This window comes from Saccharomonospora halophila 8, assembly GCF_000383775.1.
Taxonomy (GTDB): Bacteria; Actinomycetota; Actinomycetes; order Mycobacteriales; family Pseudonocardiaceae; genus Saccharomonospora; species Saccharomonospora halophila.
In genome coordinates this window covers 5,985-16,329 of the sequence record NZ_KB912526.1, presented here as the reverse complement: position 1 = coordinate 16,329, position 10,345 = coordinate 5,985, and the positions used below count along the sequence as shown (strand labels likewise).

The 10,345-nt window shown below is 68.5% G+C and carries 16 protein-coding genes; 10 read left to right on the top strand and 6 right to left on the bottom strand.

The features are described from left to right. Together SACHA_RS20995 and SACHA_RS0108125 are read left to right on the top strand one after the other, a co-directional pair. The coding region (locus tag SACHA_RS20995; protein WP_083935807.1) for a benzaldehyde dehydrogenase at window positions 1–1,283 on the top strand (1,283 nt) is incomplete at its 5' end. A gap of 50 nt (window positions 1,284–1,333) precedes the next feature. Further along, window positions 1,334–2,668, top strand: coding sequence for an MFS transporter (locus SACHA_RS0108125; protein ID WP_019808690.1), 1,335 nt, complete (start codon window positions 1,334–1,336; stop codon window positions 2,666–2,668). A gap of 288 nt (window positions 2,669–2,956) precedes the next feature. Here SACHA_RS0108125 and SACHA_RS0108120 read toward each other — a convergent pair whose 3' ends face one another. Then, window positions 2,957–3,334: a type II toxin-antitoxin system VapC family toxin gene (locus SACHA_RS0108120; protein ID WP_019808688.1), complete on the bottom strand. Its 378-nt coding sequence runs from the start codon at window positions 3,332–3,334 to the stop codon at window positions 2,957–2,959. Beyond that, window positions 3,331–3,573: a hypothetical protein gene (locus SACHA_RS0108115; protein ID WP_019808686.1), complete on the bottom strand. Its 243-nt coding sequence runs from the start codon at window positions 3,571–3,573 to the stop codon at window positions 3,331–3,333. Before SACHA_RS0108115 ends, SACHA_RS0108120 begins: the two co-directional genes overlap by 4 nt. Before the next feature lie 128 nt (window positions 3,574–3,701). Between SACHA_RS0108115 and SACHA_RS0108110 the strand changes: the two genes are divergently transcribed. Both SACHA_RS0108110 and SACHA_RS0108105 read left to right on the top strand, forming a co-directional pair. After that, window positions 3,702–3,884: a hypothetical protein gene (locus SACHA_RS0108110; protein WP_019808684.1), complete on the top strand. Its 183-nt coding sequence runs from the start codon at window positions 3,702–3,704 to the stop codon at window positions 3,882–3,884. 275 nt (window positions 3,885–4,159) lie between these two features. Next, window positions 4,160–4,387, top strand: a complete 228-nt coding sequence (locus tag SACHA_RS0108105) for a hypothetical protein (protein ID WP_019808682.1) — start codon at window positions 4,160–4,162, stop codon at window positions 4,385–4,387. Between the two features lie 88 nt (window positions 4,388–4,475). Here SACHA_RS0108105 and SACHA_RS24380 read toward each other — a convergent pair whose 3' ends face one another. Beyond that, window positions 4,476–4,874 carry a hypothetical protein gene (locus SACHA_RS24380; protein WP_157601631.1) on the bottom strand — a complete coding sequence of 133 codons (399 nt, stop codon included), beginning with the start codon at window positions 4,872–4,874 and terminating at the stop codon, window positions 4,476–4,478. A 38-nt stretch (window positions 4,875–4,912) separates the two neighbouring features. Here SACHA_RS24380 and SACHA_RS26575 point away from each other — a divergent pair, with 38 nt between their 5' ends. Both SACHA_RS26575 and SACHA_RS26570 read left to right on the top strand, forming a co-directional pair. Continuing rightward, a complete protein-coding gene (locus tag SACHA_RS26575) occupies window positions 4,913–5,215 on the top strand; it encodes a DddA-like double-stranded DNA deaminase toxin (protein ID WP_083935806.1) in 303 nt (100 codons plus the stop codon). Window positions 5,216–5,250: 35 nt separating this feature from the next. Then, entirely contained in the window at window positions 5,251–5,832 is a 582-nt protein-coding gene (locus SACHA_RS26570) for an Imm1 family immunity protein (protein WP_083935805.1), read from the top strand. On the opposite strand, the gene SACHA_RS0108085 is transcribed toward SACHA_RS26570, so the two are convergent. Further along, entirely contained in the window at window positions 5,750–6,697 is a 948-nt protein-coding gene (locus SACHA_RS0108085; RefSeq protein WP_019808672.1) for a hypothetical protein, read from the bottom strand. The two genes, SACHA_RS26570 and SACHA_RS0108085, sit on opposite strands and share 83 nt — an antisense overlap. Next, complete coding sequence (locus SACHA_RS0108080; RefSeq protein WP_019808670.1) at window positions 6,690–7,010, bottom strand: hypothetical protein; 321 nt, start codon at window positions 7,008–7,010, stop codon at window positions 6,690–6,692. The genes SACHA_RS0108085 and SACHA_RS0108080 overlap by 8 nt, the downstream gene beginning before the upstream one ends. Window positions 7,011–7,671: 661 nt before the next feature. Here SACHA_RS0108080 and SACHA_RS20990 point away from each other — a divergent pair. Together SACHA_RS20990 and SACHA_RS0108070 are read left to right on the top strand one after the other, a co-directional pair. Next, window positions 7,672–7,860, top strand: a complete 189-nt coding sequence (locus tag SACHA_RS20990) for a hypothetical protein (protein ID WP_019808665.1) — start codon at window positions 7,672–7,674, stop codon at window positions 7,858–7,860. 49 nt (window positions 7,861–7,909) lie between these two features. Continuing rightward, the gene (locus tag SACHA_RS0108070) at window positions 7,910–8,266 is read left to right on the top strand and encodes a hypothetical protein (protein ID WP_019808663.1); all 357 of its coding nucleotides are present in this window, start codon (window positions 7,910–7,912) and stop codon (window positions 8,264–8,266) included. Between the two features lie 127 nt (window positions 8,267–8,393). Here SACHA_RS0108070 and SACHA_RS20985 read toward each other — a convergent pair whose 3' ends face one another. Further along, complete coding sequence (locus SACHA_RS20985; RefSeq protein ID WP_051110133.1) at window positions 8,394–8,999, bottom strand: hypothetical protein; 606 nt, start codon at window positions 8,997–8,999, stop codon at window positions 8,394–8,396. 371 nt (window positions 9,000–9,370) lie between these two features. Here SACHA_RS20985 and SACHA_RS23340 point away from each other — a divergent pair, with 371 nt between their 5' ends. Next, entirely contained in the window at window positions 9,371–9,709 is a 339-nt protein-coding gene (locus SACHA_RS23340; protein WP_028662990.1) for an FmdB family zinc ribbon protein, read from the top strand. Window positions 9,710–9,760: 51 nt separating this feature from the next. Beyond that, window positions 9,761–10,345 (top strand): acetamidase/formamidase family protein (locus SACHA_RS20975; RefSeq protein WP_039738386.1); only part of this gene is annotated, 585 nt, incomplete at its 3' end.

Below are 10,345 nucleotides of genomic sequence, written 5' to 3'. Positions count from 1 at the left end.
GGGAGTGGGCGGCGCTGCCGCACACCGAACGCGCCGCGGTGCTGCGCCGGGCCGGTGAACTCTGGCAGCGGCACGCCGCCGAGGTCGAGGACTGGCTGATCGCCGAGGCGGGCTCGCTGCCGGCCAAGGCGGGCATGGAGACGCACGCCGCGGCGCAGGAGTGCTTCGAGACGGCCGCGCTGCCCTCCCACCCGCACGGGGACACCCTGCCGAGCGAGAAGCCACGGTTCAGCATGGCGCGGCGGGTCCCCGCCGGGGTCGTCGGGGTGATCGCCCCGTTCAACTTCCCGCTCATCCTGTCGATCCGCTCGGTGGCACCGGCACTCGCCCTGGGCAACGCGGTGGTGCTCAAACCGGACGTCCGCACCGCCGTCTCCGGGGGTGTCGCCCTGGCGCGGATCTTCGAGGAGGCCGGTCTGCCCGAGGGGGTGTTGTCGGTGCTGCCCGGCGACGCCGAGGTCGGCAAGGCGCTGGTCGAGGACCCGCACGTCCGCGTCCTCTCGTTCACCGGCTCCACGGCCGCGGGCCGGCACGTCGGCGCGGCCGCCTCCCGCAACCTCAAGCGCGTCCACCTGGAGCTGGGTGGCAACTCGGCGATCATCGTCGCCGACGACGCGGACCTGGAACCCACGGTCGCGGCCGGGGCGGCCGGGTCGTTCCTGCACCAGGGGCAGGTCTGCATGACCACCGGCAGGCACCTGGTACACGAGTCGGTGTACGAGGAGTACGTGTCCCGGCTGGCCGCCAAGGCCGCGGCGCTGCCCGTCGGGGACCCGGCCACCGGCGAGGTCGCCCTCGGCCCGGTCATCGACCGGCGGCAGCGGGACGCGATCCACGACATGGTCACCGACTCCGTCGACGCCGGGGCACGCCTGGCCGCGGGCGGAACCTACGACGGGTTGTTCTACCGGCCCACGGTGCTCGCCGACGTGCCCACCACCGCGCCCGCCTACGCCGACGAGGTGTTCGGACCCGTCGCCCCGGTCGTGCCGTTCGCCACCACCGACGAGGCGGTGCGGCTGGCCGCCGACTCCGAGTACGGCCTGTCCCTGGGCATCTTCACCCGCGACGTCGCGAAGGGACTCGCGATCGCGGAACGGGTGCCCACCGGCATCGCCCACATCAACGACCAGACCGTGGACGACGAGGCGAACATCCCGTTCGGCGGTCTCGGGGCCTCGGGCAACGGCGCCCGCTTCGGCGGTGCGGCGTCCAGCATCGAGGCGTTCACCGAGACCCGCTGGATCACCCTGCGCGGCGACGTGCCGCACTACCCGTTCTGACAGCCCCGCCCCCCACACCCTGCGTGTTCCCCGCCCCCTGGAGCGCCTTCATGACCACCGTGCAGACCCCTGCCGCCCCCTCCCCGGACCAGCGGAGAAAGGAGGTCCGGCGGGTCGTGCTGTCCAGCTACCTCGGCAGCACTATCGAGTTCTACGACTTCATCCTCTACGCGACGGCCGCGTCGCTGGTGTTCGGCCCGGTGTTCTTCGCCGAACTGAGCCCGGCACTGGGCACGATCGTCTCGTACGCGACCTTCGCCGTCGCCTACCTCTCCCGCCCGATCGGCGGCATCGTCTTCGGCCACTTCGGGGACGTGCTCGGCCGCAAGAAGATGCTGCTGATCTCGATGAGCATCATGGGCGTGGCCTCCACGCTCATCGGACTCGTCCCGCCCATCCCGGGGTGGGGTGCGGTGATGCTCGTGCTGCTGCGGATCTGCCAGGGGATCGCCGTGGGCGGTGAGTGGGGCGGTGCCGCACTCATGTCCCTGGAACACGTCAAGGGCGCCCACCGCGGCTTCGCGGCGTCGTTCACCAACGCCGGTGCCCCCACCGGGGCGGCGCTGGGCACCGTCGCCCTGGCGCTGGCCGGACTGCTGCCCGAGGAGGACTTCCTGTCCTGGGGCTGGCGCATCCCGTTCCTGCTGTCGGCCGTGATGCTGGCCGTCGGCCTGTTCGTCCGGGCGCGGGTGTCCGAGAGCCCGCTGTTCCAGAAGGCCGTGCGGCAGGTGGAGACGCAGGACAAGGCCCGCAGGAAGGAGCGGATGCCGCTGGTGTCCGTGCTGAAGCGGCCCAGGCCGCTGCTGCTGGCCGGGCTGGTGTGCATGTCGGCGTTCGCCATGCAGGCGCTGTTCTCGACGTTCGCCATCAACCACGCCGCCACGCACGGCGTCAGCAAGTCCCAGGCGCTGGCGGCGTTCGCGATCTGCCAGTTCGCGGCGGTCGGCTTCATCCTGCTGTACGCCTGGCTGTCCGACCGGGTCGGGCGACGCCCGGTGATGCTGGGCGGGTTGGTCGCGATGATCGTGGTGACCTGGCCGGTGTTCACCATGCTCGAATCCGGCAGCTTCCCGCTCGTCATCGCCGCGTTCCTGCTCAGCCTGTCGGTGTGCCAGAGCGCCACGTTCGGGCCGCTGCCCGCGTTCGTGTCCGAGCAGTTCGGCACGAAGGCCCGCTATACCGGTGCCTCGCTCGGCTACCAGCTGGCGAGTCTGCTCGGTGCCGGATTCACCCCGGTCATCGTGGCCTCGCTGGCCGCTTCGGCGGGCGGCTCGGTCACCGGCGTCATGGTCTACCTGGTCGCGATCTGCGTGGTCAGCGCCGCGGTGCTGCTGCTGTTCGTCCGCGAGACCAAGGACAACGACCTGGCCGAGGTCTCCCACTGAACCGGCCGAAGCGCAACGTCCGCCGCCCCCGCCCGCGCCGTCCGCACGACATCGCTCTCCCGGACGGCGTGGGCGGCGACCCCGGACGGTTCCTCGCCGGAGACGACCCCGACCGGATCGGAGTCGGACGCCCCGCGCGTCGCTGAGCCGTGGTCCCCGGTCCGGCCGGACGCGGCCGGGCCGGGGTGACTCGCGGAATCCGGTTGTCCGTATCGTCGGAATCCCGGCCTGTCATGGTCGGGTGGGCCGACCTGCTCCGTGGACGAGGCCGTCAGCTGCCCAGCATGATCACATCAGTTCGATCGGGCATCGGGGGCCGGGTGCGTTCGCCAGGCGGACGTCGGTGGTCAGCAGTGCGGTGGCCCGCAGCGTCTCGGCCAGCGCGACATACGTGGCGTCGTAGGCGCTGAGATTGTGCCGCAGTGCCCACATCCTCGGCCGGAGCGGGTCGGCGGGGAATCGTTCGAGCGCCAGACGGCTGAAGCCGTTCAGTGCCAGATCGCCCTGTTCCTCGCTGAGCGAACCGCGGCGGACGAGACCACGCAGAACCTGGGTGACCTCGCTGTCGATGAGATGTGGGGCCGCCAGTTCCTCGTCCCCGAGCCGGTCGGGATCGAGTTTCCCGGCGAGGAGTTCCACGATGACGCCGGCATCGATGACTCTCACTCGCCGCGGCCCTCGCGCAACACGGACAGGATCGTGTCCCGATCCGCCTGACCACGCACCTCGGCCTGGGTCCGACGGAGGACCGCCTCGTTGTTCCGCAGTAGCGCCGCGCGCGTGGCCAGGTGTTCGAGTTCGCGCTGCAGATACCTGGTCAGGGACAGTCCCTGGGCGTGGGCGGCTTCGACCAGGGCGTCGTGAACGTCGTCGGGGACGTAACGGATCTGCACGACCTTGGACATGCCGAAACCGTACCATGGGATGGGTGCAAACTGCACCCATCCCGTGGGAAGTGCCCGGCGCTCGCTCACCGACCGGGGCGACCGCCACCCGCCCGCGCCGGTTCTCACCCCGCCCGGCGGGTGGTGCCGTGGCCGAACTGCTCCAGGCGGTTGCGGGCGGTGTCCAGCTCGCGGTCGGTGAACAGCGGGGCGATTTAAGCGGTGGCGATCCGGCGGCGCCCGCGTTGTCCGACCTGTCGACCGGGAGCGCGCGGATCACGATCCGCGGCGGTTCGGAGCGAAGCTGCTACGCACCGGACTCGGTGCGTTGACCGAGTCGGCCGCTGTGCCACCCGGCTGGAGTTCGGAGAGTGTCGTGGGCCTGCTCAATCTGCAGCAGGTGGCGAACCGGCACGGAGTCGAGAGCATCGGGATCGCCATCGACGAAATCGGTCAACATGATCGACGAGACTCTGGCTCGGCATGCGAAGGAGAGCATCGCGCCCTCCCCGCCTTCTCTGGGGTCGGTACGCGGCCTGCTCTACCGCTACTACAACGGCGGCAGGCGTTCGGCCGGACTCCACGGAACGCCCGCACAGGGCGTTCCGTGGAGATCGATTTCCCCGAGCACCTGACCGGAGAGATTCGTTCCGCGCTCGATCACGAGGGGGAGATATGGGGGGAGGTCACCCGCGACCGCCACGATCGGATCCGGTCGGTCGAGGCCATCGGCCTCGAAGTCGTGGAGGAATCACGGGAACGAGTCACACTCGACGACGTGGCCGGCATTTTGGGCCGGATTGGACAGAGGGTATGGATCCGGTCGAGTGGGTGAGACGCGGGCGTGAGTAAACGGGCTTCCCCAAGTCGTCATCGACACCTGCATTGTCCTCGATCAATGGACGGGAAACTTGGCTCAAGAATCAGCGATTGCCCACGAAAGGCCAACCACTGCGACGCCAGCCGAGCGGAAGCGAGCGGACAGAGTAGTGAGCTCCGTCGTCGCCTGTCCGGCGCATGGTGAGGTCACTCTCGGCCTTGCGACGGGTGGCGAACACGCTGACAGCAATAGGGTCTGTCGCTTCTGGACCGCTGTCACCCCCAGCTGCCAGTAGCACGATGTGAACGGTGTCGCCGACCTGACCTCCCACTTCGTGCGTTTCCCATACCACCCGCGTCTCGGGTTCGCCACCCACCACCTCGGCTTCGATGGCTCGCGCTTCATCTTCGGTCGAGACGACAGCGATCAGCGGTTCCGGCTGCTCCGGGCCACGACGTGCGTATAGAAGGTTGACCGGACTCAGGGCTTGGTCAGTCCCCACGGTTCAGTGTCTCATGTTCGCTCAGAAGGTGTCAGGGGATGTCGTTCGCCTGGCGGGCTGCGATCACAGCAGCGTGTCCCGCTTTCCGGGCCTTTCCGGCACCGCCTGGCGCGCCGTATCACGTGGAGATGCGTGCCGCCGCGATGTTGATCTCCAGCGGGGTCCGCAACGCCCGGGTGGTGATGAACAACGTGCCCTGCGGCTTCCGCCCCGGCACGACACACGGATGCCACCAGGCACTCGAACACTTCCTGCCGACCGGCACCACGCTTACCGTCCTCGGCAGCGACAGCGACGGCCGACCGTTCCACCACACCTACCGAGGGCGAGCAGAGTCATGACCCGATGCTAGGCACGCCTCGACGACGGCACCCCACTGGACCTCCCGGACACCCAGCAGTTCAGCCGAGTACTGCGCGACCAGGCCGACGCCGAACGCGACATCCCCCGGACCGTGCATCTGCGGCACGCGGAGGCCGAACTCGTCGTCGGCGTCCACGGCGGGCACGCCGTCCTGTACTGGCTCACCCACAGCCCGGACGACGCCGTCACCACCGGCGGCACCAACGACACCCCCGAGTCCTACGGCCTCGACGAGATCCTCTTACCAACCCACAGCGAAATCAGCCTCGACACCGCGATCACCGCCGCCGGTGAGTTCCACACCAGCGGCCGACAACCGACAAGCGTCCAATGGACCAACTACGGCGACGCCATGACGGCCATGATGGGAGCGTGTGCGCTTTCGCCCCGGAACGGGTGGAACGCGCCCTCTCCGTCGACTAGGACGAGGAACCCGACGCCGGGACCGACAGAGACATCGAGGTCAGGGTGTCTGCTCGGCCCCACACCTTCCCTCCGAAGAAATAACGAGATCAGCCTCGTCTGGCCAGCTCTTCGAGTTCGGCGTAGGCGTCGAGGACCGGGCGGACGTCGCGGTTGCGTCGTTCGCGGGTGAGCGCGGCTTTGACCACGGACACGCCGAACAGTAGCCACACCACCGCCGTTACGCCCAGCACCATGGCGAAATTCTCGTGTTCCGTCGAGGCGAGCGTGCCGAGGAGCATGAACAGGCCGACGAAGCCGTACAGCATCGCCAACCGTCCCTGGCGGTTGAACCTGGTGCCCCAGGTGCGGTGTTGCTCGCGGGCCCGGTTGAGCACCTGCGGCGACAGCGGGTCGAATCCTTGTACCCGCTCGATTTCGGCGGCCCGGGCCCGCACCGCGGGGGTGTTCCGGAACTCGTCCGGGTGGGAGGCGTCGGCGAACGACTCCTGTGCCGGTGAGACGACGGTGGTGCCGGGGCGGGTCAGCCGGACCACTTCACCCTGCCGGATCTGCGAGTGACCGGCTTCCTTCCAGCCGGTGCCACGGACGATCTCGGCGATCACACCGTTGCTCAGGTCGGCGTACCGGCCGGTGTCCAACGGGTAGAAGCCGTCGGCATTGACCGTGGCCTCCCGCAGCTCGCGGCGCAGCTGCTGCCCGGAGTCGGTCTGCTTCTCCGGTCGCCCCTCCTCCCGGGAGAAGTACAGCAGCCACCCGGTGGAGGTGATCTCTTCGTCGACGAAGCGCCAGCCTTTCCGGCCCAGTTCCCGGCGCAGCTCGGCGAAGGAGACGTCCTTGCAGCGCAGCCAGTCGAATTCGAGCGTGGGTCCGGAGGAGCGGGCGAGCTCGCGGAGGATCTTCAACTGTTCGGTCCGTCGGCGTTGCCGCACCTCGGTCGGGGTGCCGAACATCCTCGCAAAGACGATGACGAAGATGACGCCCATCGAGGGCAGCAGTAGCCACAGGGCGATGGTGTTCGCCAGCTCCTCAGTCATGGATCGACAGCTTCTGCTTCGGGGAGTTCTTCGGCGGGGCGAATGCCAGTGCACGGGCGCCGTTGTAAGCCTGCTGCTGCCCGAGGAACCGGAACCCGCCCAGCTCTGCGATCCGTTTCACCATGTGCTCGGACAACGGGTGGATCATCCACGTCAGCACCAACGAGGGCTTCCCCGGCGGCTGTGGCCTGGCCATCTCCCGTTCGACCCGGCGCACCGCCCGGTGGAAGCTCTGCCTGCGGGCTTTGACGACGTCGATGACGAACCACAACGCGAGCAGGACGGCGATCCCCCCGCCAATCACCTCGATCACGTGGTGCCTTCCCCCATGCTTTCGATCCTTCGACACCCTGTTGAGCCAGAGTCTAGTGTTCACGCATCCGCGCTATCGGGCTGCGTGCGGAAATCATGGTTCCTCTCCCTGCTCGGAGCAGGTGGTGCGCCCGATGTTCTGCCACGATGGGACTGCTCAAAAGTGGATGGGCGTCTGGGGGAGGAAATGTCGGTCGAGGATCTTGCCGCCGCGGTTGATCACGTGCTCGCGGCACGGCCTGATTCCGCGCTGCGTGAGGCGTTGGCCTGTGTCGAGCAGTCGCATGCCGCACTGGCTGAGTCGGCGCAGGGCAGTGCCGCGCCGGAGCTGTTTCATGCCGTGGCTGGGCTGGATCAGGCGAGGGAGCAGCTCGCGTCTGTGCAGCAGGCATGTGACCGGGTGGAAGCCCTACTCGGCGCGTATCTGGCGAGCTTGGGCGTGGTCCGAACATCGACGGAGAATGCGACTGGGCGTCGGCAGTCGGTCGCGGAACCACCGCGGCCGCCGTCACGGCCTGCGCCGGATGCCGAGCTGATCGCCGAGGTCCGCAGCAACGGACACAAGATCAGCCCGGAGCGGGTGGTGCGGATGGCTCGTGCCCGCGACGGCTGGGTGGTGTGGCTGGAGGAAGGCGACGAGGGCGAGTGGGCTCGGGCATCTCATGAGCCGCAAGAGGATTCGCCAATTCGACAGCTTCGGGGTAGCGAAGGACCGGATTGTTGCCCTGATCTTCGACAGCCTGCTCAAGGGCGATCTTGTCGGCTACAACGGAACCGATCGGCCCGTCTACGAAGTAGAGTTCGACGGGCGTCTGCGCCGAGTAGCGATCACCACAGGATCGAACGGGTAAATCGTCGGGGCCAACCCGATCTCGACGGCAACAAAGCTGAGGGAGAATCGTGAGCGTGAATAGTCGGGTCGTCGAGGTAACGCTGCTTTTCGAGTGGCGGATGGGGCCGTGGTGGGTGTTGTTCGATGACGATGACGTGGAGACCAACTACCTTCCCGACGAGGTCGCAGACGTCTTGCCGTTGTCTGCCGAGCTGGTGGCGGCGGTCGCGGAGTGGGACGGGCGGTTGCAGCGTACGTACGTGCCCGAGCAACCGCAGGATTCCGGGTTCGGTGACCCGGCGGAGTACGAACGATTCGTTGCCGACGGGCGGGAGCTCGCGCGCCGGGTCAAGCGCGAGCTCGGCCCGGACATCACGGTGCTCTACGAGTCAGGGGTCAGCTCGGACGAGCTTGTGGAGCTGTGAAGGAGCAGCTTGTCGGCGCGTTCGGTTCACGCACTGGTGAGGTGGGTGGTGAGGCGGTGGTTCAGGTCGGCGATTTCGGGGATGGCGGTGTGGCGGGTGGTGTGGTGGTTGAGGTGGCGCAGGTTGGTCAGGGCGCGCTGGGAACGCAGTGTGTCGGTGTGGTGGAGGGCGCCTGCGGCGATGTGGGCGGCTTCGCGGGGGTCGCCGGTGGTGAGGGTGTGGGTGGCGAGGCGGATTTCGGCGAGGGTTTAAAGCGGGTGTAGGCGGGGCCGTAGCCGTGGATGGAGTCGGTGAGGCGGCGGGTGGCCTCGGCCGTGCCGTGTCCAGTGGGGGCGGCGAGGGAGGCGAGCGCTTCTCCGGCGACCGCGTTGTGCTCTGCCGGGTCGTCGTGGGCCAGGTAGATCGGGTCGTCGTCGGGGCGGCTGTTGTCCAGATGCTCGTCGGCCGTGCCGACAGCGGTACGGGTCTCTTCCATCCGGTGCATGGCGGCGAACACACGGGCACGCATGGTGTGCAGGCGCGCGAGGTGCGTGGCAGGGAGGCGGTCGGCGCGGACGAGGGCGAGGTCGGTGTGGGTGAGTCCCGTCTGCGGGTCGCCAAGCCATACCGACTGTTGCGCCATGTTGCCGAGGATCAGCGCCCGCAACGGCCAGTTGTCGGCTTCTTCGGCGCAGGCCAGGGCGAACGTGAACAGGCGCTCGGCTTCGCTGTGGGCAGAGGCGTCGAACGACATGAAGGCGGCGACTTCGGCGACGTGGGCGACGGCACTGTGCAGGTCGCCGCGTAGGTGGTCGGGGCACGACGAGTAGAGCAGTTCGGTGCACCCGCCGCGCTTGGCGGGAGCCTTCTTCGAGGTGGGGCGCTGTGGCGGACGCGGCCGGCCGCGGCGGCCTCCTCAAGATCAGCGATTCCTTGAACGACTTCAGTGGGGCGGCGGCGAACCCTGCCACCCGTCCCACGCCCCATCCGCGATCAATTTCGTCCTCAGGACGGGTGAGGATTCACGAAAGGGCGACAGATACACCGCCCGCGGCCAGCGCGAGGGCGGGTGGGTCGGTAGCGTCGGAATCGTTCACATCGACGAATGATCAGGGCGGCTCCGACATGCCGTTGTACGAATACCGATGCCCGGAATGCGGAATCATCGAACGTTCCCACGGAATGAACAGCGCTCCGACGACGGAGTGTTGTCCGGGGTGCGGGAACGAGGCGCGGCGCGTCATTTCCGCGCCCCGGCTGAAACAGGTGTCGCCGCAACTCGTCCGCGCACGGGATGCGGCGGAGAAGAGCCGGGACGAGCCGGAGGTGGTGCGGCGCGAACCCGGAACGGAGCGCGTCGGCCGGTCGCGGCCCGACCCGGGACTGGAACGGCTCGTGGGCCGGGAGTCGGCGCGCCACATGCGGACCGTGCCCCACCCGGCGAGCCGCCCGCATCGCCATTGAGCCCACCACGACCGCCGGGACGTCTGACCAAGCCCACTGTGAGGAGTTCGAATGCCCGACGTAGTGTTCAGTCACGACCCGTCCCGCACCATGGCGGAGCAGGACGTCCCCGGCCACAACCGGTGGCATCCGGACGTGCCCGCGGTGACGCAGGTGCGCCCCGGCCAGGAGATCCGCATCGAGTGCCGGGAATGGACGGACGGCCAGATTGGTAACAACGACTCGGCCAACGACGTCCGGGACGTCGACCTGGACCGTTGTCACGTGCTCAGCGGCCCGATCGGCGTCGAAGGGGCCGAACCGGGCGATCTCCTCGTCATCGACATCCTCGACCTGGGCCCGATCCCCCAGCAGACCGGGCCGGTGTCCGGCCAGGGATGGGGATACACCGGGATCTTCGCCAAGGTCAACGGCGGGGGCTTCCTCACCGACCACTATCCCGACGCCTACAAGGTCATCTGGGACTTCCACGGTCAGGAGTGCGACTCCCGGCACATCCCGGGCGTCCGCATGCACGGCATCACCCACCCGGGACTGTTCGGCGTCGCCCCCTCGACCGATCTGCTCGAACGGTGGAACTCGCGGGAGCGGGCGCTGATCGCCACCGACCCGGACCGCGTGCCGCCGCTGGCGCTG

Coding starts and splice junctions, on each gene's coding strand:
- SACHA_RS0108115 (WP_019808686.1), bottom strand. CDS start 3,573: ATGTCCAAGGTCGTGCAGATCCGTTACGTCCCCGACGACGTTCACGAC.
- SACHA_RS0108125 (WP_019808690.1), top strand. CDS start 1,334: ATGACCACCGTGCAGACCCCTGCCGCCCCCTCCCCGGACCAGCGGAGA.
- SACHA_RS26575 (WP_083935806.1), top strand. CDS start 4,913: ATGTCGTTCGCCTGGCGGGCTGCGATCACAGCAGCGTGTCCCGCTTTC.
- SACHA_RS20985 (WP_051110133.1), bottom strand. CDS start 8,999: ATGTCGTTCGACGCCTCTGCCCACAGCGAAGCCGAGCGCCTGTTCACG.
- SACHA_RS20990 (WP_019808665.1), top strand. CDS start 7,672: ATGAGCCGCAAGAGGATTCGCCAATTCGACAGCTTCGGGGTAGCGAAG.
- SACHA_RS23340 (WP_028662990.1), top strand. CDS start 9,371: ATGCCGTTGTACGAATACCGATGCCCGGAATGCGGAATCATCGAACGT.
- SACHA_RS0108085 (WP_019808672.1), bottom strand. CDS start 6,697: ATGACTGAGGAGCTGGCGAACACCATCGCCCTGTGGCTACTGCTGCCC.